The 21517-nt window shown below is 68.4% G+C and carries 23 protein-coding genes; 10 read left to right on the top strand and 13 right to left on the bottom strand.

All coding sequences use genetic code 11. The annotated features are described in order from the left end of the window. The first annotated feature begins 102 nt into the window (after positions 1-102). Both A5732_RS24495 and A5732_RS24490 read left to right on the top strand, forming a co-directional pair. The gene (locus A5732_RS24495) at positions 103-930 is read left to right on the top strand and encodes an SDR family NAD(P)-dependent oxidoreductase (protein ID WP_064952702.1); all 828 of its coding nucleotides are present in this window, start codon (positions 103-105) and stop codon (positions 928-930) included. A gap of 95 nt (positions 931-1025) precedes the next feature. After that, positions 1026-1877 (top strand): SDR family NAD(P)-dependent oxidoreductase, encoded by an 852-nt coding sequence (locus tag A5732_RS24490; RefSeq protein WP_076055405.1) that lies wholly within the window; start codon positions 1026-1028, stop codon positions 1875-1877. Positions 1878-1954: 77 nt separating this feature from the next. Here A5732_RS24490 and A5732_RS24485 read toward each other — a convergent pair whose 3' ends face one another. The 3 genes from A5732_RS24485 to A5732_RS24475 form a co-directional block, all read right to left on the bottom strand. Continuing rightward, positions 1955-2824 (bottom strand): glycine betaine ABC transporter substrate-binding protein, encoded by an 870-nt coding sequence (locus A5732_RS24485; protein ID WP_076103535.1) that lies wholly within the window; start codon positions 2822-2824, stop codon positions 1955-1957. Further along, positions 2821-4029, bottom strand: coding sequence for an NAD(P)-dependent malic enzyme (locus A5732_RS24480; protein WP_076055408.1), 1209 nt, complete (start codon positions 4027-4029; stop codon positions 2821-2823). The genes A5732_RS24485 and A5732_RS24480 overlap by 4 nt, the downstream gene beginning before the upstream one ends. A 93-nt stretch (positions 4030-4122) precedes the next feature. Further along, positions 4123-5112 (bottom strand): malate dehydrogenase, encoded by a 990-nt coding sequence (locus A5732_RS24475; RefSeq protein WP_076055410.1) that lies wholly within the window; start codon positions 5110-5112, stop codon positions 4123-4125. 191 nt (positions 5113-5303) lie between these two features. On the opposite strand from A5732_RS24475, the gene corA reads away from it, so the two are divergent. Beyond that, on the top strand, positions 5304-6404 hold the full coding sequence (corA, locus tag A5732_RS24470) for a magnesium/cobalt transporter CorA (RefSeq protein ID WP_064952716.1): 1101 nt from the start codon (positions 5304-5306) through the stop codon (positions 6402-6404). A gap of 6 nt (positions 6405-6410) precedes the next feature. Here corA and A5732_RS24465 read toward each other — a convergent pair whose 3' ends face one another. Genes A5732_RS24465 through A5732_RS24440 form a run of 6 tightly spaced genes read right to left on the bottom strand, consistent with a single transcriptional unit; the run spans position 6411 to position 11907 of the window. Then, a complete protein-coding gene (locus A5732_RS24465) occupies positions 6411-6998 on the bottom strand; it encodes a suppressor of fused domain protein (protein WP_076055412.1) in 588 nt (195 codons plus the stop codon). After that, positions 6995-8173, bottom strand: coding sequence for an ABC transporter ATP-binding protein (locus A5732_RS24460; RefSeq protein ID WP_076103534.1), 1179 nt, complete (start codon positions 8171-8173; stop codon positions 6995-6997). Before A5732_RS24460 ends, A5732_RS24465 begins: the two co-directional genes overlap by 4 nt. A gap of 4 nt (positions 8174-8177) precedes the next feature. Then, positions 8178-9029, bottom strand: a complete 852-nt coding sequence (locus A5732_RS24455) for a carbohydrate ABC transporter permease (RefSeq protein ID WP_076103533.1) — start codon at positions 9027-9029, stop codon at positions 8178-8180. Then, complete coding sequence (locus A5732_RS24450) at positions 9019-9906, bottom strand: carbohydrate ABC transporter permease (RefSeq protein ID WP_076103639.1); 888 nt, start codon at positions 9904-9906, stop codon at positions 9019-9021. The genes A5732_RS24455 and A5732_RS24450 overlap by 11 nt, the downstream gene beginning before the upstream one ends. 44 nt (positions 9907-9950) lie before the next feature. Continuing rightward, positions 9951-11363 carry an extracellular solute-binding protein gene (locus A5732_RS24445; RefSeq protein ID WP_076103532.1) on the bottom strand — a complete coding sequence of 471 codons (1413 nt, stop codon included), beginning with the start codon at positions 11361-11363 and terminating at the stop codon, positions 9951-9953. A 22-nt stretch (positions 11364-11385) separates the two neighbouring features. Beyond that, complete coding sequence (locus tag A5732_RS24440) at positions 11386-11907, bottom strand: general stress protein (RefSeq protein WP_065054053.1); 522 nt, start codon at positions 11905-11907, stop codon at positions 11386-11388. Positions 11908-11987: 80 nt separating this feature from the next. Between A5732_RS24440 and A5732_RS27425 the strand changes: the two genes are divergently transcribed. The 6 genes from A5732_RS27425 to A5732_RS24415 all read left to right on the top strand — a co-directional run bounded on the left by A5732_RS27425 (position 11988) and on the right by A5732_RS24415 (position 17219). Further along, the gene (locus A5732_RS27425) at positions 11988-12134 is read left to right on the top strand and encodes a hypothetical protein (RefSeq protein ID WP_171975091.1); all 147 of its coding nucleotides are present in this window, start codon (positions 11988-11990) and stop codon (positions 12132-12134) included. A 10-nt stretch (positions 12135-12144) separates the two neighbouring features. Further along, positions 12145-12570: a DUF4190 domain-containing protein gene (locus A5732_RS24435; RefSeq protein ID WP_081396091.1), complete on the top strand. Its 426-nt coding sequence runs from the start codon at positions 12145-12147 to the stop codon at positions 12568-12570. A gap of 127 nt (positions 12571-12697) precedes the next feature. Next, positions 12698-14005, top strand: coding sequence for a magnesium transporter MgtE N-terminal domain-containing protein (locus A5732_RS24430; RefSeq protein ID WP_076056084.1), 1308 nt, complete (start codon positions 12698-12700; stop codon positions 14003-14005). Beyond that, on the top strand, positions 14002-14544 hold the full coding sequence (locus tag A5732_RS24425) for a DUF1003 domain-containing protein (protein ID WP_076103530.1): 543 nt from the start codon (positions 14002-14004) through the stop codon (positions 14542-14544). The genes A5732_RS24430 and A5732_RS24425 overlap by 4 nt, the downstream gene beginning before the upstream one ends. A 104-nt stretch (positions 14545-14648) precedes the next feature. Then, complete coding sequence (locus tag A5732_RS24420) at positions 14649-15992, top strand: lytic transglycosylase domain-containing protein (protein ID WP_178413061.1); 1344 nt, start codon at positions 14649-14651, stop codon at positions 15990-15992. Positions 15993-16061: 69 nt separating this feature from the next. Further along, a complete protein-coding gene (locus A5732_RS24415; RefSeq protein WP_139334781.1) occupies positions 16062-17219 on the top strand; it encodes an Mrp/NBP35 family ATP-binding protein in 1158 nt (385 codons plus the stop codon). A gap of 24 nt (positions 17220-17243) precedes the next feature. Here A5732_RS24415 and tatB read toward each other — a convergent pair whose 3' ends face one another. The 4 genes from tatB to sigE form a co-directional block, all read right to left on the bottom strand. Continuing rightward, entirely contained in the window at positions 17244-17660 is a 417-nt protein-coding gene (gene tatB, locus A5732_RS24410) for a Sec-independent protein translocase protein TatB (protein ID WP_076056080.1), read from the bottom strand. Continuing rightward, a complete protein-coding gene (gene htrA / locus A5732_RS24405) occupies positions 17660-19174 on the bottom strand; it encodes a serine protease HtrA (protein ID WP_076056078.1) in 1515 nt (504 codons plus the stop codon). Before htrA ends, tatB begins: the two co-directional genes overlap by 1 nt. A gap of 145 nt (positions 19175-19319) precedes the next feature. After that, entirely contained in the window at positions 19320-19715 is a 396-nt protein-coding gene (gene rseA / locus A5732_RS24400; RefSeq protein WP_170880157.1) for an anti-sigma E factor RseA, read from the bottom strand. 129 nt (positions 19716-19844) lie between these two features. Further along, a complete protein-coding gene (gene sigE / locus A5732_RS24395) occupies positions 19845-20600 on the bottom strand; it encodes an RNA polymerase sigma factor SigE (protein ID WP_076103529.1) in 756 nt (251 codons plus the stop codon). A 202-nt stretch (positions 20601-20802) separates the two neighbouring features. On the opposite strand from sigE, the gene A5732_RS24390 reads away from it, so the two are divergent. After that, the gene (locus A5732_RS24390) at positions 20803-21471 is read left to right on the top strand and encodes an O-methyltransferase (RefSeq protein ID WP_076056074.1); all 669 of its coding nucleotides are present in this window, start codon (positions 20803-20805) and stop codon (positions 21469-21471) included. Positions 21472-21517 lie beyond the last annotated feature (46 nt).

Here is a 21517-nt window from a genome sequence, read left to right as displayed (position 1 = left end):
CGACGGGGACTGAGCCGGGCAGGGTTCTGCGACCCACGGGTATCAGGGACCGCTGGTACCGGCTAGCCTCGACGCAAAACGTGCCGATAAGGAAGGGTGCTCATGCAAGGGTTCGCCGGCAAGGTCGCGGTGGTGACGGGCGCGGGTTCGGGTATCGGGCAGGCGCTGGCCGTGGAGTTGGCCCGCTCGGGCGCAAAGGTGGCCATCAGCGACGTCGACCTCGAGGGCCTGGCCCACACCGAGGAACAACTGAAGGCGATCGGCGCGTCGTTCAAGTCCGATCGGCTCGACGTGACCGAGCGCGAGGCGTTCCTGGCCTACGCCGACGGCGTCAAGGAGCACTTCGGCAAGGTCAACCAGATCTACAACAACGCCGGCATCGCCTTCACCGGCGACGTCGAAATCAGCCAGTTCAAGGACATCGAACGGGTGATGGACGTCGACTTCTGGGGCGTCGTCAACGGCACCAAGGCGTTCCTGCCGCACCTGATCGCCTCCGGCGACGGGCACGTCGTCAACGTGTCCAGCGTGTTCGGGCTGTTCTCGGTGCCCGGGCAGGCGGCCTACAACGCGGCCAAGTTCGCCGTGCGCGGGTTCACCGAGGCGCTGCGGCAGGAGATGGGGGCGGCCGGCCACCCCGTGGCGGTGACGACGGTGCACCCCGGTGGCATCAAGACCGCCATCGCGCGCAACGCCACCGCCGCCGAGGGGCTCGACCCCGAACAACTCGCCAAGCTGTTCGACAAGCGGCTCGCCAGGACCAGCCCGCAACGCGCCGCCCAGATCATCCTGGACGCGGTGCGCAAGAAGAAGGCCCGGGTCCTGGTCGGCACGGATGCCAAACTTCTGGACGTGATGGTGCGGGTGGCGGGCCCGTATTACCAACAGCTCTTCGGGCCTGTGATGGGCCGGCTGCTGCCCAAGCAGTGAATCTCAGCGTCGCCGATTCACGATTTCGCACTGCTGTAGCCGGCATCGCTGGTAACGATTAGCGTCAAGCGGTCACCCGCACGAGGGAGTTTTGCATGGATACGTTCGCCGGCAAGGTCGCCGTCGTCACCGGCGCGGGTTCGGGCATCGGCCAGGCGCTGGCGGTCGAGCTGGGCCGGGCGGGTGCCAAGGTGGCCATCAGCGATGTCGACACCGCCGGGCTGGCGCAGACCGCCGAACAGCTGACGGCGATCGGCGCGGCGTTCAAGTCCGATCGGCTCGACGTCACCGAGCGCGAGGCCTTCCTGGCCTACGCCGACGCGGTGAATGTGCACTTCGGCAAGGTCAATCAGATCTACAACAACGCCGGCATCACGTTCATCGGATCCATCGAGGACAGCCGGTTCAAGGACATCGAGCGGGTGATCGACGTCGACTACTGGGGTGTCGTCAACGGCACCAAGGCGTTCCTGCCGCACCTGATCGCCTCCGGCGACGGCCACGTCATCAACATCTCGAGCGCGCTCGGCCTGTTCTCCGCGCCCGGCCAGGCGGCATACGTCGCGGCCAAGTTCGCCGTCCGGGGATTCACCGAGGCGCTGCATCAGGAGATGGCCCGCGCCGGTCACCCGGTGCGGGTGACGACGGTCCACCCGGGCGGCATCAAAACCGCCTTCGCCCGCAACGCGACCGGCGTCGAGGGACTCGACCATGCCGAGCTGGCCAGCCTGTTCGAGGAGCAGCAGGCCAAGACCACCCCGCAGCGAGCCGCGCAGTTGATCCTCGACGGCGTGCGCAAGAACCAGCCCCGGGTCCTGGTCGGTCCCGACGTCAAGGCGATGGACCTGTTGGTGCGGGTCGCCGGGCCGAACTACGACCGACTGCTGGGCGGGCCCGTGATGAGCCGCGTCAAGGACTTCGTCACCCGGTTGCTGCCGAAGCGCTGACCCGGTCGATGAGCGCGTGGATACGCGCGAAAGAGGGCCGGGGCACGTCAGTCCTGACCCGTCAGCCCGGACCCGGTCTAGCGGCCGAGGGGATGCTCGGCCAGCCAACCGCCCGCCACCGCCTGCGGGTCGGCGCCGCTGGCAACCTGGCGCCGCATATCGACCAGGGCCGCGGTGTCCAGCACGCCGGCCACTTCGTTGATTGCCAGCAACTGCCGATCGCTGAGCGCGTTGCGGCGATACAGCGGCGCCACGTTCTCGGCGCGGATCAATGCGGGCTTGCCGTCGGCCAGCGCGACCAGGTCCCCGGGGGTGCCGGGATCCGTGGTGGTGGTCCACCCCGCGGTCAGTTGCCCGGCCCGAATCGCGGCGAACATCGTTGCACCGTCCGGGAATTCGCGTGGCGCGGGAAGCCGGCAAGACCCGACCGTCGACGGCTCCTGGTGCCCGGCGACGGACCCGACGACGAGGCCGTCGCAGTGCTTGGGCAGCGTGCTCAAGTCGGCACTGACATCGCTGCCGCCCCACGCCTTGGCGGTGGGCCGGCTCACCAGCAACACGGGCTTGTCCTCGGCGGCCGTCGTGTAGTCGCCCGCGACGACGCCCTCGGGCAGCGCGGCGATCATCGCGCGGTAAACGTCTTTGTCCGACATCGCCGTCGCGCCGGGCTGCAGGGCTTGCAACGTTCGGCCGGTGAACGCGGGCACGACGGTGAATGCGCCGGAATCCAATTGCGGCTTCGGGTCGGCCGCGGTCGCGGCGCGCGCGCCGAACCCGTAGGACCGCAGGGCGGCGACGTACACGCCGGCCAGCAGGGCCGAATCGGCGTCAGGCCGGGATCCGACCACCACCTCGGCACGGGCACGACGGTCGCCGGTATCGGTCGCGCAACCGGCGACGGTCAGTGCGGCGGCGAGCAGCGACACCGCCAGCCTGCCGATTCTCACCCCCCGGCGACGGAAGTGTCCGACGCTTCGGTGGCCAGCGCGACCGCCGTGGCGACCGCTTCCCCGACCCGGGTGTCCAGGGGGCTGGGGACGATCCGGTCGAGAGCGAGGTCGTCGCTGACGACGGAGAAGATCGCCTCGGCCGCCGCGACCATCATCTTTTCGGTGATCCGGCGCGCACCGGCTTCCAGCGCACCGCGGAACACCCCGGGGAAGGCGAGCACGTTGTTGATCTGATTCGGGAAATCGCTACGGCCGGTGGCCACCACCGCGGCGTATTTGGCCGCGATCTGCGGGTGGATCTCCGGATCGGGGTTGGACAGCGCGAACACGATGCCGTTGGGTGCCATGGTGGCGATCATCTCTTCGGGGACCACGCCACCCGAGAGCCCCAGGAACACGTCGGCGCCCCGAACGGCCTCCGCCAGGCTGCCGGTCAGGTCGGTGGGGTTGGTGCGCTGCGCCAGAGCCACCTTGACGTCATTCATGTCGTCGCGACCGGTGTGCAGAATCCCGCGCGAGTCGAGCACGGTGATATCCGAAACACCCATCACCATAAGGAGATTGGTGCACGCGATGCCGGCCGCACCGGCCCCGGACACCACCACCTTCAGCGAGGCCATGTCGCGGCCGAGGACCTTGCTGGCACCCATGAGTGCGGCCAGCACCACGATCGCCGTGCCGTGCTGGTCGTCGTGCATCACCGGGCAGTCCAACGCCTCGATGAGGCGACGCTCGATCTCGAAGCAGCGCGGCGCCGAGATGTCCTCGAGGTTGACGGCGCCGAACGTCGGGCGCAGCCGCACCAGGGTTTCCACGATCTCGTCGGGATCCTTGGTGTCCAGCACGATCGGGATGGCGTTCAGCCCGCCGTAGGCCTGAAACAGCGCGCACTTGCCTTCCATGACCGGAAGCGACGCCGCGGGCCCGATGTCGCCCAGGCCCAGTACCGCACTGCCGTCGCTGACCACGGCCACCAGCCGGTTCGCCCACGTGTAGCGGGCCGCCTGGGCGTGGTCGGCGGCGATCGCCCGGCTGACCTGTGCCACGCCGGGGGTGTAGGCGATGGACAGAGCGCGCTGGGTGTCCAGCGGGGAGGTCAGGCCTACGGAAAGCTTGCCGCCTACGTGTGCCTCGAAGATCTCGGCGTCGGTGATCACGCCCTGCTCGGCATTCGTCTGTATCGATTCAAGCAATTCGGACACGCGCTTCAGGGTACTGACTACCCGTTAGTAGCCCTAATTGGTGAGGTGGTCTCACTGCCGATCCAGGGGCGCCCGCGGGGCTCGCGATCGCCGCTAGATCAGCTTGAGCTCCGTGACGGCGGCGCGCTCGTCGACCAGCTCGGCGGTGGTCTTGTCGATCCGGCCGCGGGAGAACTCGTCGATCTCCAGCCCCTGCACGATCGACCAGTTGCCGTCCTTGGTGGTCACCGGGAACGACGACACGATGCCCTCGGGCACCCCGTAGGAGCCGTCGGAGTAGACCGCCATCGACACCCAGTCACCGTCCGGGCTGCCCAGCAGCCAGGAACGGGCAGCATCCACGGTGGCCGACGCGGCCGAGGCGGCCGAGGAGGCGCCGCGCGCGTCGATGATCGCCGCACCGCGCTTGGCGACGGTCGGGATGAAGTCGTTCTCGATCCAGTTCTGGTCGTTGACCACCTCGGCGGCGTTCTTGCCACCCACCTCGGCGTGGAAGATGTCGGGGTACTGGGTGGCCGAGTGGTTGCCCCAGATCGTCATCTTCTTGATGTCGGTGACCTTGGCGCCGGTCTTCTGGGCCAGCTGCGAGATCGCCCGGTTGTGGTCCAGGCGGGTCAGCGCGGAGAACCGCTCCTTGGGGATGTCGGGGGCGTTGCTCAGCGCGATCAGCGCGTTGGTGTTGGCCGGGTTGCCGGTCACGCCGATGCGGACGTCGTCGGCGGCGACGGAGTTGAGCGCCTTGCCCTGCGCGGTGAAGATCGCGCCGTTGGCCTCCAGCAGGTCGCTGCGCTCCATGCCCGGCCCGCGCGGCCGCGCGCCGACCAGCAGCGCCAGGTTCACGCCGTCGAAGATCTTGTTCGCGTCCGCGCCGATCTCGACGCCGGACAGCAACGGGAACGCGCAGTCGTCCAGCTCCATCACGACGCCCTCGAGCGCCTTGAGCGCGGGTTCGATCTCCAGGAGACGCAGCTCGATCGGGCGGTCGGGGCCCAGCAGCGAGCCACTCGCCAGGCGGAACAACAGGCTGTAGCCGATCTGGCCGGCGGCGCCGGTGACGGCGACCTTGAGAGGACTTGCGCTCACGTCGATTTACTCCTTGTGGAGATGTTCGTGCAGATTCCGGGTTCGGCTCGAAACTAGCGCACTCTTCTCCGCCGCCGATCCCCGGTCCGCTACCAGGGCTTTCCCGACACCTGATCGTCGCGCTTCGAACAGCCGGGACGCGTACCATGGACCACCGCCCGGAGCGGATTTGCGCTTGATAGGAGGTGGATGTGTTCCAAGGATTCGACGCATTGCCCGAAGCGCTTCGGCCGCTCGCGCACGAACCGCACCCCAAGCCCAGCCCGGCCCCCGAGCCGCCCAAGGAGACGCTGGTCGACTGCGCCGTCTACGCCGACGGCCACCGGTTGCCCGGCAAACTCGGCTACGCGGCCGCACTGGATAAAGTGCGCGAGATCGAGACGCTGGGGCACGACGGCTTCGTCTGGGTCGGCTTACGCGAACCGAGCCAGTCCGAGATGCAGGAAGTGGCCGACGTGTTCGGGCTGCACCCGCTGGCCGTGGAAGACGCGGTGTGCGCCCACCAGCGGCCCAAGGTCGAGCGCTACGACGACACCTTGTTCCTGGTCCTCAAGACCGTAAACTACGTGCCCCACGAATCGGTGGTGCTGGCCCGCGAGATCGTCGAGACCGGCGAGATCATGGTCTTCGTCGGCAAGGATTTCGTGGTCACGGTCCGCCACGGCGAACACGGCGGGCTGTCCGACGTGCGCAAGCGGATGGACGGCGACCCCGAGCAGATGCAGTTGGGCCCCTTCGCGGTGATGCACGCGATTGCCGACCATGTGGTGGACCACTACCTCGAGGTGAGCGGTTTGATGCTGTCCGACATCGACAGCATCGAGGGGCTGGCGTTCGCCCCCGGCAGCAAGATCGACGTCGAGCCGATCTACCTGCTCAAGCGAGAGGTGGTCGAACTGCGCCGCTGCGTCAACCCGCTGTCGGCCGCGTTCCATCGCATCCAGATGGACAACAAGGACGTGATCTCCAAAGAGGTGCGGCGCTATCTGCGCGACGTGGCCGACCACCACTCCGAGGCCGCCGACCAGATCGCCAGCTACGACGACATGCTCAACTCGCTGATCCAGGCGGCACTGGCCCGCGTCGGGATGCAGCAGAACAACGACATGCGCAAGATGGCGGCCTGGGCCGGTATCTTGGCGGTGCCCACCATGGTCGCCGCCATCTACGGGATGAACTTCCATTTCATGCCCGAGCTGGACTGGACGTGGGGATACCCGGGAATCATGGCCCTGATGGTCGTCTCGTGCGTGGGCCTCTACTTTCAGTTCCGGCGCAACAACTGGCTTTAGCGGGCGTCAACGGGGCTGTGCGGCAGGGCGATTCGGATCCAGCACGTCGACGCCGTCGTTGTCCCACGCCTGACGCATCGCCTCGGCGCCCTTGAGCCGCACCCACGCGGCTTCGGTCGCGGTGATGGGCGTGGCCGACAGGAACTGCACCGGGTCGCGGGGCGGGTCCAGCGCCAGATCGTCAATCCCGCTGCGGCCCAACAGGACAGCGGTGAACGGCACCCGCGACGACGGGGACGCCCACAGCGGCGAGCCGAGGTCCACCAGCGCGTCGGCGCACAGCACCACACCGTCGACGGCAGGCGCGGCCGCCAGGATCGCCAGGCTGCGCGCGATGCCGGAGACCGTGCCGGGATCGCGCAGCCGCAGCACGACCTCGGCGCGCGGACCGCGCACCGGGTCGGCCAGATCCAGCGTCGGTTCGGTCATCGGGTGGCGCGAGCAGCCCAGCGTGACGTAGTACACCGTGCCGTCCGGCTCGCGGAAACGCAGCACCTCGATGGTCTCGGTGCCCAGAAAGGTCACGCTCGCCGCATCGGGCTCGGGGTCGGTGAAGTGAGCCCGCAGATGCGCCCGCACCTGATCCTGTGTCACGGTGTCCCCGACGGCGCGATGGTGAGGTTCGCTCCCGAGTCGGCATCGAAGACCACCAGCTTGCTGGTGTCGAACGCCAGCTCGATCGACTGCCCGATGGCCGCCTTTGATTCGGCGGGAACCCTTGCCACGAACTGGTTTTCGTGGGCGTCAGACTCCGCGGCCAGCTCGTCCAACTGGGTTGAGTGGGCGGCCCACGCCGCGGTGGAGAAGTAGACGTACTTGTCCGCGCCCAGCGATTCGACCAGGTCGACCTTCACCTCGAACGTCAGCGCCCTGATGCGCTGGTAGCCGTCGATCAGCGAGGCGTCGGACAGATGCTCGGGCCGCACACCGACGATGACGTTCGCGGGCACCGGATGCTGCCCGATCACCTCTTGGACCTCCGGCGTCAACATCACCTCACCGAACGGCAGCTTGAGCCCACCGGGCGTCGGCGTGGCCGGGAAGAAGTTCATGGCCGGCGAGCCGATGAAGCCGGCGACGAACAGGTTGGCCGGCTGATCGTAGAGCTCGTCGGGGGTGCCGATCTGTTGCGCGACACCGGAATGCATCACCACCACGCGGTCGCCCAGCGTCATGGCCTCGGTCTGATCGTGGGTGACGTAGACCGTCGTGGTGCCCAGTCGCTTCTGCAGCCGGGCGATCTCACCGCGCATCTGCACCCGCAGCTTCGCGTCCAGGTTCGACAGCGGCTCGTCCATCAGAAACGCCTTGGGATGGCGCACGATGGCGCGACCCATCGCCACCCGCTGCCGCTGCCCGCCCGACAGCTGCGATGGTTTGCGGTCCAGAAGTTCGGTCAGGTCAAGGGTTTTCGCCGTTTCCTCGACCTTCTGGGCGATCTCGGGCTTCTTCATCTTGGCCAGCGTCAGCGGAAAGGCGATGTTCTGCCGCACCGTCATGTGCGGGTACAGCGCATACGACTGGAACACCATTGCGATGTCACGGTCTTTGGGCGCCTTGTCGTTCACCCGTTCGCCGCCGATGCGCAGTTCGCCGGACGAGATGTCCTCGAGCCCGGCGATCATGTTCAGCGTCGTGGTCTTGCCGCAGCCCGAAGGGCCCACCAGGATCAGGAATTCGCCGTCGGCGATGGTGAGGGTCAGGTCGTGCACCGCCGTCGCGCCGTCGGGGTAACTCTTGCTGACATGGTCCAGCACGATCTCGGCCATCGAGTTATCCCTTCACCGCGCCGGAGGTCAACCCGGCGACGATTCGTCGTTGGAAGATTAAAACAAAAACGATGATGGGGACGGTGATCACGACGGCGCCGGCCGCGATCGAGCCGGTCGGCTCCTCGAACTGGGAACTGCCGCTGAAGTTCACGATCGCCACCGGCGCGGTGATGGCCGCTTTGGTGGCGGTCAGCGTCAGCGCCAGCAGCAGATCGTTCCAGGCGAAGATGAACACCAGGATCGCCGCGGTCACCACCCCGGGGGCCGCCAGCGGCACGATCACCTTGCGGAAAGCCTGGGCCGGCGTCGCGCCGTCCATTTTCGCCGCCTTCTCCAGATCCCAAGGGATCTCCCGGAAGAACGCCGACAGCGTGTAGATCGCCAGCGGCAGCGCGAAGGTGATGTAGGGCAGGATCAGGCCGGGCCAGGTGTCGAACAAGCCGATGAATCGTTCGATGTTGAACAGCGGCGTCACCAGCGAGATCGCGGGAAACATGGTGATCAGCAGGGTGGTTCCGACCAGCAGCCGCTTGCCCGGAAAGTCCAGGCGGGCAATGGCGTACGCCGCCATCGCCCCGAGCACCACCGCGATCACGGTGGTGATCAACCCGACCCCGACGGAGTTGATCAGCGCCGAACTGAAGAAGTCACCGTGAAAGATGCCGCGATAGTTGTCGAAGGATATCGACGACGGAATCAGCTTGCCGTCCTTGATCGTTGAGCTCGGCTTCAGCGACAGACTGAAGATCCACAGCACCGGAAGAAGGGCATACACCACCACCAGGGTGTCGATGACGGCCCAGATCGCGGTGCGCCGCGCGCCCGTCGACAGCCCCGCCCCGTTAGCGGCCATCGACGTCACCCCCGGGCGCCGCCGCGCCGAACGCCTTGATGAACAGCAGCGCGATCAGACCGACACAGACGAAGATCAGCACGCTGATCGCCGAGCCGAGCCCGACGTTGAAGCCCTTGAACAGGTTGTCGTAGCCCAGCATCGACACCGAACCGGTGTTGTTGGCGCCGTTGGTGATCACGTAGATGTTGTCGAAGATGCGAAACGCGTCCAGCGTCCGGAACAGCAAGGCGACCACCACCGCGGGCTTGATGATCGGCAGGGTCACTCCGGTCAGCCGCCGCCACGGTCCCGCGCCGTCGACCTGGGCGGCTTTGAGCAGATCCTCGGGCACCAGCGCCAAACCGGCCAGCAACAGCAGCGACATGAACGGCGTGGTCTTCCACACCTCGGCGAGGACGACAATCGCCAGCGACGGGACCTGTTCGGTCAGCGGTGCACTGCCGTGCGACAGCAGGTTGGCCAGATACCCGGTGCCCGGCGTCCACGCGTAATACCAGCTGTACGCAGCGACGACGGTGACGATGCCGTACGGGATCAGCACCGCGGTGCGCACCAGACCCTTGCCGACCAGGGTGCGGTGCATCACCAGCGCCAGCGCCAGGCCCAGCACGAATTCCAGGGTCACCGAGACCACCGTGATGCCCAGCGTCACCGCCAGCGCGGTCCACCAATAGCGGTCGGTCAGGATGGTCACGTAGTTGTTCAGGCCGACGAACGCGGTGTCATTGGGCACGGCAAGGTTGTTGCGCTGCAGGCTCAACCACACGGCGTAGCCGATCGGATACGCCGTCACCGCCACCATCAGGATCGCGGCCGGCGCGACGAGAAGAAACGCCAGCCGTCGCTCGGAGGGCCGGCCGCGCAACCGTGCCATCACGGAAGACGCTGGCGCGGTGCGGGTTTGGTCGCCGGAGCGCGTCACGGCAGCAGCCCTTTCCCGTCGATCGCCTTCTGCACCTGGGTACTGAGCTCGTCGGCGGTCCGCTCGGGGTCGATCTGGCCGATCGGGCTCAGCGTCGCCGCGAGCCGGATGGCCACGCCCTGATAGACCGGCGTGGCCGGGCGCACCGCGGCATCGGTGAGCTGCCGGCGGATGATCGTGTACATCGGATACTTGCTCTGGAACTGCGGATCGGAATACAGCGTGGTGCGCACCGGGGGCAGGCCGCCTTCGATCGCGACGTACTTCTGGTGCGCCATGTTACGCAGGCAGCGAATGGCTTCGAAGGCTTCGGCACGGTGCCGGGTGGTGCTGGCCACCGCCAGGTTGGCCCCGCCGATAGTCACCTTGGCCGGACGACCCGGTGCCACACCGGGATACGGCGCGAAGCCGAAAACCTTCTGGCTGGCCTGATAAGCGATACGGAACTGCTCGTCGTTGGGCACGAACGTCCCCGCACCGTTGATGCTGCCGGCCAGCTCCGGATTCCGGTTGAGCGGCAGGAAGGGCACCCCGCCCTTCACCGCGTTCTCCAGCATGGACGCCAGCGCGTACGGCCAGTTGACGGCGAGCGCCGCCCGACCTTGTTCGACCGCCAACCGCGCGGTGCTCTCGTCCGTTCGGCTGATCGACGGATCGGCTCCCGGCGCGAGGGCCACGGATTTGAGGACGCGCAGCGCGGTGACAGTGGCCGCCCGGTGCGCCGGCGTGTCGGTGAGCGTGACGCGGCGGCCGTCGTCGGAGAGCACCTGTCCACCCCCGCTCACCAGCAGCGTGTTGAACCAGACCACCAGGCCTTCACCCTCGTTGGCCTGCACGCCGATCCAGCTGGGCTGCCCCGCGTCGTGCAATCGGGTGGCCTCGGACACCATTGCATCCCAGGTTCGCGGCGGCTGGGTCACCAAATCCGGCCGGTACCAAAGCAATTCGGTGTTCGTGGTGACGGGTGCGCCGTAGAGCTTGCCTTGCCAGCGCGCCGTCGACAGCGGGCCCGGCAACGTGTCCACCGTGGCGTCGGCCTCGGCCCGCCCCTCCGGGTCGTCGGACAACGGCAACGCCCAGCCCGCCTCGCCGAACTCGGCCGTCCACACCACGTCCAGCGACATCACGTCCAGGGTGCGGTCGCGGCCGGTCAGCCGGCGCGCCAGCTGCAGACGCTGCTCGCCGGGCGCCCGGGGCAGACTGATCTGCTGAATGGCGAAGCGGCCGTTGAATTGCTTCGTGCAGTCCTGGGCCACCGCGGTGAATGTCGCACCGTCGGCGGCCGTCGTGTAAAAGCTGATGACCAGCCCGTGGCTTCCGGACGCGCACGCCGATGCCGCGGCGGCGACGATTGCCGTCGCCAGCGCGATTGCGCCCATCCGGCGCACGCGCCCGCGACGACTCACCACTAATTCACGCCTCTCGCGTGCCTCAGATCGCCAAGCGCGCCAACAGGTCCCGCGCCTTTTCTGCGTTTTGCGGATCACAAAGCACGTCGTAGCGCCCGGCTACCAATTGCATGGTCGAGCTGAAATCCCTTGTGCCACGGGCCATTGAATAGGGAACAGCGGAGGTGATCAGCCCGAAGAAGACGCCGGCGACCAAACCCGTGACCAGCGCCCCCCACGGGTTCGGGCTAAAGAAGCCCAGCACCAGCCCGATGAACAACCCCAGCCAAGCCCCGCTCAGCACGCCGCCGCCCAGCACCTTGGGCCACGTCAGCCTGCCGGTGACCCGCTCCACCTGCATCAGGTCGACACCGACGATGGTCACCTGCTGCACCGGGAACTGCTGATCGGATAGATAGTCGACCGCGCGCTGCGCCTCGGCGTAGGTGGGATAGGACCCGACCGGCCAGCCCCGCGGCGGCGTCGGCAGCCCCGGCCCGCGGCGACCCGCCCCACCCGGAGGCGTGGCGCCGGGAACCTGCCCAGGCTGGAAAGGATTAGTCATCGCCGCTCATTGTCCTCCGCCTCGGCCGTCGTTTCATCTCAGGGCCTCCTCACCCTATCCATCGACGTCGCGTCACCTGCGTGAACACGGTTCGCCCGGCGACGCGGATCCGGTCGCGGTGCCACGACGAGCCGGGATTTCGTTCCGGATGGGCCCCCACCCGCCGCGGCAGCTTCGTGCGCCTGGCGGCGATTCGCGGCGCCACCCGCCACCTGCGCATGGGCTAGGTTGAACACCATGACAGCTCCCGGAGACGGCTTCGGCGAGGGCGGCCACCACGAGAAGGCCGACCGGCCCGCCGCCGGCGGCGATGCCGCCGACCAGCCGGACGCGACCGCGCCCTGGGAGCCGCCCACCTACGGGCCCCCCGGCTATCCGGGCGGTTACTACCCGACGCCGGATTACCAGGGTGGCTACGGCCCCCCGGGACCCCACCGGGCCGGGACGAACGGTCTGGCGATCGCCTCGCTCATCGCGGCCTTCACCGGCCTGCTGTGCGGCATCGGCTCGATCGTGGGCATAGTGCTGGGCGCGATCGCCCTGGATCAGATCAAGCGGACTCGCCAGGACGGCTTCGGCCTGGCGGTGGCCGGCATCGTCATCGGAATCGCCACACTGGTGGTGATTTTGGTGATCGTGATCTTCAGGCTGCACGCGCTTTAGCGCGTCAGGCCCGGGGCGATCGCACGCGCGGCGCAGCCGGGCGCAGCGGGTCGCCACGCGTCAGACCCAGCGACGCCGGGCCCGGGTTGTCGGCCATCGGGCCGACGGCTGCCTAGGCTTTACCTCCATGGGATCGGTCAACAGGGTGTACATCGCGCGGCTGTCGCGGATGTTGGTGCTGGGTCCGCTCGGCGAATCCGTGGGGCGGGTGCGCGATGTCGTGATCAGCATCAGCATCGTGCGCCAGCAACCGCGCGTCCTCGGGCTGGTCGTCGACCTGGCGACGCGGCGCAGCATCTTCATCCCGATCCTGCGGGTCGCCTCCATCGAACCCAACGCCGTGACGCTGAGCACCGGCAGCGTGTCCCTGCGCCATTTCGTGCAGCGGCCCGGCGAGGTGCTGGCGATGGGCCAGGTGCTCGACACGCAAGTCAAGGTGAAGGACCCCGATCTGCCGGAGCTGGCGGGCCTCGACGTGGTCATCACGGACCTGGGGATCGAACAGACCAGGACTCGGGACTGGATGGTCACCAGGGTCGCCGTCCGCGTGCCGAGGCGGCTGGGACGACGCGGCCCCGTCCACGTCGTCGACTGGCAGAACGTGCAGGGCCTGACCCCGTCGGCGCTGGCGTTGCCGGGCCAGGGAGTGACCCAACTGCTGGACCAGTTCGAGGGCCGCAGGGCGGTCGACGTGGCGGATGCCATCCGCGGGCTGCCGGTCAAGCGGCGCTACGAGGTGCTCAAGGCGCTCGACGACGACCGACTGGCCGACGTCTTGCAGGAGCTGCCCGAACTGGATCAGGCCGACGTGCTGTCGCAGCTGGGCACCGAACGCTCCGCCGACGTGCTCGAGGAGATGGATCCCGACGACGCCGCAGATCTGCTCGGGGTGCTGAACCCGACCGACGCCGAGATGCTGCTGACCCGGATGGATCCCGATGAGTCCGAGCCGGTGCGCCGGCTCCTCGCGCATTCCCCCGACACCGCCGGCGGCTTGATGACATCGGACCCGGTGGTGCTGACCCCCGACACGTCCGTTGCCGAGGCGCTGGCCCGGGTTCGCGACCCCGAACTCACCACCGCGCTGTCGTCCATGGTGTTCGTCGCGCGCCCGCCGACGGCCACCCCCACCGGCCACTACCTGGGCTGCGTTCCCCTGCAACGACTGCTGCGTGAGCCGCCGGCGGCCCTGGTCGGTGGGATCGTCGACAGCGACCTGTTGACCTTGACGCCGGAGACTCCGCTCGGTGCGGTCACCCGCTACCTGGCCGCGTACAACCTGGTGTGCGGACCGGTGGTCGACGATCAGAATCATCTGCTCGGCGCGGTAACGGTGGACGACCTGCTCGATCACTTGCTGCCGCACGACTGGCGGGTGGACATGCAGGAGTTCGACGCCGCCGGCCGGACCAATGGACTGGGAGGACCCGAGTGAGTAAATCCTCGGCCCCGCGGGGCCTGTACACCCCGCGGACGTCGCGCAGGTATTCGCCGCGGCTGGACCCAGAGGCCGTCGGGCAGATCACCGAGTCGATCGCGCGCTTCTTCGGCACCGGTCGCTACCTGCTGATCCAGACGGTCGTGGTGATTATGTGGATCGCATTCAATCTCATCGCGGTCGCGGAGCGCTTCGACCCCTATCCGTTCATCCTGCTGAACCTGGCCTTCTCGACCCAAGCCGCGTACGCCGCCCCGTTGATCCTGTTGGCGCAGAACCGCCAGGAGAACCGCGACCGGGTCGCACTGGAGCAAGACCGTCGTCGCGCCGCCGAAACCAAAGCCGATACCGAGTACCTGGCCCGCGAACTGGCCGCGCTGCGGCTGGCCGTGGGCGAGGGCGTGACCCGCGAATACTTGCGTCACGAGCTCGATGACGTGCGCGAACTGCTGACCAATCTGCTGTCCGAAACCGCGGACGGCGACGCGATTCAGGGCGGCGACGGCCTGGAGCGCACGGCTAAGAAATCCAGGTGAGAACCGTTTGGACCATTGCGCCACTCGTGTCACAAGAGTTATGTATGGTGATCTGGTTCACCGAGCTAACGAAAGTAAGCCCAGCTCACACCTAGGACGGTCGAGTGCGCATTGGGGGAAGCCGGGGTGAGAGCCCCGCCGCCGCGACTGAGCGGCAGCGAGCACTTCGGAACACGCGCAAGCCGATTTTCGGCGTAGCAATGATTACTCCACTGGTCTTCGCGGGGGCGGTCAGCGCCGCGGCCCCTCCGCTTCCGGTGCGAATGCCGTCGCGGCATGCCGCCGTCACCCCGGTGGCCGCGGTCTCGCCGACCATCCCCGACCTCACCGGGCCCGCCGTCGTCGCGGTCGACCGCGGCCCGACCGTCTTCCACGTCGCCGAGCCCGCACTGTCCGCGCCGCCGCCGGCGATGATCGTCAACGCGCCTGGCGCACTGGGCATTCCGAGCATCGCGCTGGCCGCATACCGCAGCGCGGAACAGAAGATGGCCGCCGCCGCCCCGGGCTGTGGCGTCAGCTGGAACCTGCTGGCCGGCATCGGACGCATCGAATCGGGCCACGCGGGCGGCGGTGCGGTCGACGCCCGTGGCACCGCGATCAGCCCCATTTACGGACCGTCGCTGGACGGCACGCTGCCCGGCAACGAAACGATCATCCAGAGCAGCGCCGGCAACCGCGTCACCTACGCCCGCGCGATGGGACCGATGCAGTTCCTGCCGGGGACCTGGGCACGCTACGCCTCCGACGGCAAGGGCGACGGCGTGGCGGATCCGCAGAACATCTTCGACGCCACCCTGGCGGCCGCCCGCTACCTGTGCAGCGGCGGGCTCAACCTGCGTGATCAGACGCAGGTCTTGACCGCGATCCTGCGCTACAACAACTCGATGCCCTACGCGCAGAACGTGCTGGGCTGGGCGGCGGCCTACGCCACCGGCGTCGTGCCGGTCGACCTGCCGCCGATGACCGGACCGCCGCCGCCGCTGGGCGACGCGCACCTCGAGCACCCCGAGGGGCTCGGCCCCAACCTGCCGATGAACATCAACGGCCTGCCGCTGGACGACCCGCTGGCGCGCATTCCGCTGATCGACCTGAGCAGCCCGGCACTCGTCAGCCCCCCGCCGATGTTCCCGTGGATGACGCCCACGCCCCAGCAGGCGCCGGCCCAGCTTCCCGGTTGCACGGTGATCTGCATCGGCTCGCAGGGCACGCCTCCCGCCGGCCCTCCGCCGCCGTTCGCGCCTCCGGCACCGTTCGCGCCCCCGGCGCCGCCGCCGTTCGGCGCGCCGCCCCCGGACGCCGGACCCCCGCCGATTCCCCCGGCCGCGGCGCCGGCTCCCGCGGCCGCCGGACCCTCGCAGGCCGCGCCGGCGCCCAAGCCCGCCGGCCCGTCGGGCGCGGCTCCCGGCGCGCTGAAGCCGAAGCCGGCGGGACCCGGTCCGGCGAACTGACCGGCCCACCAAACAGCCCGGCGGGACGCCGCAAAACGGCATCGTCGCGCACGCCTACACTCGGCGGTGATGTCCCGCCATGACTCTTCCGATTCAGCAGCCGACCTGAGCGCGGCTATCCGCACCGCCCTGGGCAAGGTGATCGACCCCGAACTGCGGCGTCCGATCACCGAACTCGGGATGGTCAAGAGCGTCGACACCGAGCCCGACGGCGCGGTGCATGTCGCGATCTACCTGACCACCGCCAGCTGCCCGAAGAAAACCGAGATCAGCGACCGCGTCAGCCAGGCGGTCGCCGACGTCCCGGGCACCGGCGCGGTCAAGGTCACCCTGGACGTGATGAACGACGAGCAGCGCACCGAGCTACGCAAGCAGTTGCGCGGCGACGCGCGCGAGCCCGTTATCCCGTTCGCACAACCGAATTCGCTGACCCGGGTCTACGCCGTCGCGTCCGGCAAGGGCGGGGTCGGCAAGTCCACCGTCACCGTCAACCTGGCGGCGGCGATGGCGGCCCGCGGCCTGTCGGTCGGTGTGCTGGACGCCGATATCCACGGCCATTCCATCCCCCGGATGATGGGCACCACCGAGCGGCCCACCCAGGTCGAGTCGATGATCCTGCCGCCCATCGCGCACGAGGTCCGGGTCATCTCCATCGCCCAGTTCACCGAGGGCAACACCCCGGTGGTGTGGCGCGGGCCGATGCTGCACCGCGCGCTGCAGCAGTTCCTGGCCGACGTCTACTGGGGCGATCTGGACATCCTGCTGCTCGACCTGCCCCCGGGGACCGGCGACATCGCCATCTCGGTGGCGCAGCTGATTCCGAACGCGGAGATCCTGGTGGTGACGACGCCGCAGCTGGCCGCGGCCGAGGTCGCCGAGCGGGCGGGCAGCATCGCGCTGCAGACCCGTCAGCGCGTCGTCGGCGTCGTGGAGAACATGTCCGGGCTCACCCTGCCCGACGGCTCCACGCTGCAGGTGTTCGGTGAGGGCGGTGGCCAGCAGGTGGCCGAGCGGCTCTCCCGGGCGGTCGGCGCCGACGTGCCGCTGCTGGGGCAGATCCCGCTTGATCCGGAGCTGGTGGCGGCGGGTGATTCCGGCACGCCGCTGGTGCTGAGCGCACCCGATTCGCCGGTGGGCAAGGCGCTGCGCGGGGTGGCCGACAGCTTGTCGTCGCGCAAGCGCGGGCTCGCCGGCGTATCGCTGGGGCTCGATCCGACCCGGCGCTGACCCACCCGCGGCCGCTGATGGCCGTCAGGTCGCGTCGGTGTCGAACGGTGTGTGACCGCCGGCCTGTTGTTCGGCCGTCAGCGCCTGGCCGTTCGCCGGGTGCGGGGCCGGGTGCGGGGTCTGCGGCGCGGCGCCATTCGCGGGTTTGTCGAAGGCTCCGGTCAGGAAGGAGTCGTCGCCGTCCAGCAGATGCTTGGTCAGCGCCGCGCGCGGTGTCATGCCCCGCAGCTTGTGCAGTTCGCTGAGCGGGACGCGCAGATCGTCGAACTCGGGACCAAGGTCCTCGCGCAGTTGGCTGGTCACACCGCTTAGGTAGTCACGCGTCTGACGCAAGGCGTTGGACGTCCACCGGATGGCACCTGGCAGCCGCTCGGGCCCAAGGACCACCAGCCCGACCACGACGAGGACGAGCATGTGCTCCCAGCTCAGGCTGCCGAACATCAGCTTTGGTCAGGGTCTGGCTTGACGGTCAGCGTGACGTGGCGGCCGTCGCGGACGACCTCGATCGGCGAATCCTGGCCGATGGTCAACTGCCGCACCGCGACGACGAACTCGTCGGCATCGGCGACCTTGCGGTTGCCGACCTTGACGACGACGTCGTTCTCCAGGACTCCGCCCTTTTGCGCGGGGCTGCCCGCTTTGACGTTGGCCACCTGGGCGCCGGACGCGATCGCGTTGCTCACCGACCGGGTGCTGACGCCCAGCGTCGGGTGCACGATCTTGCCGTCCTTGATCAGCGTCTGGGCGACCTGCTTGGCCTCGTTGATCGGGATCGCGAAGCCCAGCCCACTTGCGCTGTCGGACAACGATTTACCGGCCGTGTCGATGCCGATCACCTGGGAATCCATGTCGATCAGCGGACCACCGGAGTTTCCGTGGTTGATCGAGGCGTCGGTCTGCAGCGCGTCGATCACCGTGTCGGTGTCCGAGCCCTCCCCCGACAGCGGCACCGGCCGGTGCAGCGCGCTGATGATGCCGTGCGTCACGGTGCTGCGCAGCCCCAGCGGTGCACCCGCGGCCAGGACCTCGTCGCCCACCCGCACCTTGTCGGAGTCGCCGAGGCGCGCGACCGACAGGTTGTCGACGTTGTCGACCTTGAGCACGGCCAGGTCGGTCTTGGGATCGCGGCCCACCAGATTCGCCGGCACCTCTTTGCCGTCGTTGAACACCACCGTCGTCTTGAACTGGCTGGGGTTGTTCGCCGCCTCGGAGATGACGTGGTTGTTGGTGACGATGTAGCCGCGGCCGTCGACGACGACGCCGGAGCCCTGCATGCCTTCCTGGTCGCTCTTGGACTCGATGGTCACCACCGCGCCCGCCGTCGCGGCCGCCACCTTGGCGAAGCGGCCGGCCGGCGCTTCGCCGTTGCCATTGGTCGACAGCGTCACCTTCGAGGTGGTGAACGCCTCGGCGACCTCGGCCGTCTTGCGACCGATCACACCGCCGAGCACGCCGATGACCAACGCGATCAACAGCAGGATCAGCAATGCGAGGTAGGAGACCTTGCCGCCGAACAACACGTCGCGCACGCCCAGTTTGCCGCCGTAGCCCAGCGCGGTCCCGGATCGCGACGGCGCCACCGCCGGCGTGCCCAATGCCGCCGCGGCCCCAGGGTCTCGCCAGGGATCGTCTTGCCCGTCGGGCCCCACACCGTTTTTCTCGCCGGCCAGCGCGTTGGCGTCCACCGGATGGCGCTGCAGCGAGTCGGGGCTGCCGTCGGGCCGGTGGAAAGCCTCCTGCAGCACGGGGTCGGCCGGCCGGTTGCTCGGCCGGAATTCGGCCTGGTCCCGGTACTTCTGCGGACGGACCCGTTCGGCCACGAACGACCCGCGCAGCCCGGCGGGACGACCGAACTCCCGGGTCGATGCGGGGTCGACCGGCGGACGCGAGACGGGGCGCGGCGCTAAGCGGTTGCCGCTGTCTTTTGCTTGGTCGTAGCCTTGGTCGGAGGTCACGTTATCCCTTTTGGATCCTCTACTTGAGCGCTCGAGACAGGCCTTTACCGGGCGAAATTCGCGGCACCGGCGTTGTCCGTGTCCACCCTAGTATCCATGGCGCGCCGTCGGTCGGCATGAACGCGCGTGTGGGGTGGACTGGACGCTACCGGCGCTTGCGCCGCTCACGTCCGTCACGGTCGGCGAAGCGGTCGATTGCCTGCGCGGAGGAGTCGTCGGGCGACTCGTAGGGAATGTCGGCGAGCATGCCGAGCAGCGTGCTGGGGATGCGGATGGGGCGCGAATCACGCAGCGCAGCGCGCGCCCGGCTCTGGTCCTCGACCTCGCGCGCACACTGGGCGCACAACGACAGATGATGCGCGGCCCGCAGGTGCGCGTTCATCCGGAGCTCGCCGTCGACGAACGCCGCGATTGCTTCGACGGACAGGTGCTCGGTGGACCCGAACTGGCGTGGTGCCCCAATGGGGGCGTCGCTCTGGGAGGCGAACTGAGCGGGGAGCCAGGAGAACGCGCGGCGGAACACATGTCCACGATCGGGCATCACCAACTCCTCGCCATGCATTTCTTAACGCCGCCTTATTCGAATGTAACGCGAGAGGGCGCGCGATGCCGAGGCCAAGACCGCAATGCGGCTGAATAGCTGCCCGAACGTTAGGCGGGCGCTCGGCGATTACGCCGACTTGGCGCGCACGGCGTCGTGATCGGGGTGCGCGGCCAGATAGTCCCGCAGCGCCTGGCGGCCGCGGTGGATGCGGCTGCGGACGGTCCCCAGTTTGACGCCCAGCGTGGCACCGATCTCCTCGTAGGACAGACCCTCGATGTCACACAGCACGACAGCGGCACGAAATTCCGGCGGCAGCGAGTCGAGCGCGGCCTGCAGGTCGGGGCCCAGCCGCGAATCGTGGTAGATCTGCTCGGGGTTCGGCTCGTCGGCGGGCACCCGCTCGTAATCCTCGGGCAGCGCCTCCATCCGGATGCGCGAGCGCCGGCGCACCATGTCGAGGAACAGGTTCGTGGTGATGCGGTGCAACCACCCTTCGAACGTTCCCGGCTGGTAGTTCTGCACCGACCGGAAGACCCGGATGAAGGTCTCCTGGGTGAGGTCCTCGGCGTCGTGCTGATTGCCGGAAAGCCGGTAGGCCAGCCGGTACACCCGGTCGGCGTGCTGGCGCACCAACTCGTCCCAGGACGGCATGGCCGCCTTGTCGCCAGTCGCGTCGAACACCGCGGTCCCTTGCAGCGCGTCGGACGGCTCCACCCACTCGTCGGCGGGGAGCTCCTGCGCATGAGACATGCTGGACGGGCTGAGAAGCGTGGTGATGATCAAATCCTCCGAATCCGGCGTGCCGAACAATGGCACTTCGTCACTGGTGCCAACAGGTAGTTCCCATTCGGTATTCCCGGTCCAACGCCCTCCGCGATCCATAGGGCCTACCGTCGCGTACCGGAGTATGTGCGGTATATGAACAATCTGAGCTGACCCTGAGAAACCGTATCGTTACCTGCGCTGTGCAGGAGATATCCAGCGCGCAGTGACCTTAAACGCAGTTGGACCGTTGGGCGTGTCACCCCGATCTGATTCAGGCGCGCCTGTCGGACTGCGCGCCGAAGTGGAATACGCTGCCCGCATGGACGGCATCGACGCAGAAGCCCCCGGCCAGGCAGCGCCCAGCCGGGCCGAATCGCTCTTCGCGCACGCCGAAAGCTCGATATCGGAAGACGCGCTGTTGGCGGCCGCGCGGGAGCGGGCCGAGGACATCGGCGCCGGCGCGGTGACACCGGCGGTCGGCGCATTGCTGAGCCTGCTGACCAAGCTGAGCGGCGGCAAGGCCATCGCCGAAGTGGGCACCGGCGCGGGCGTCAGCGGGCTGTGGCTGTTGTCCGGCATGAGCGACGACGGCGTCTTGACGACGATCGACATCGAGCCCGAATACCTGCGGCTGGCCAAGCAGGCGTTCACCGAAGCCGGCATCGGCCCGTCGCGCACCCGGCTGATCGGTGGCCGCGCCCAGGAGGTGCTCACCCGGCTCGCCGACGAGTCCTACGACCTGGTGTTCATCGACGCCGACCCGGTCGATCAGCCGGACTACGTGGTCGAGGGCGTGCGGCTGCTGCGCCCCGGTGGCGTGATCGTGGTGCATCGCGCCGCGCTGGGCGGCCGGGCCGGTGATCCGGCTGCCCGCGACGCCGAGGTCGTCGCGGTGCGGGAGGCGGCGCGCCTGATCGCCGAGGACGAGCGCCTCACCCCCGCACTGGTGCCGCTCGGCGACGGCATCCTAGCCGCCGTTCGCGACTGATTCGCCTTGAGTTTTCTGCATCCCGCCGCTTCGGCGCTGACCGTTT

It is taken from the genome of Mycobacterium colombiense (genome assembly GCF_001953985.1).
GTDB classification, from domain to species: domain Bacteria; phylum Actinomycetota; class Actinomycetes; order Mycobacteriales; family Mycobacteriaceae; genus Mycobacterium; species Mycobacterium colombiense_B.
This window is presented reverse-complemented; position numbering and strand designations above follow the sequence as displayed.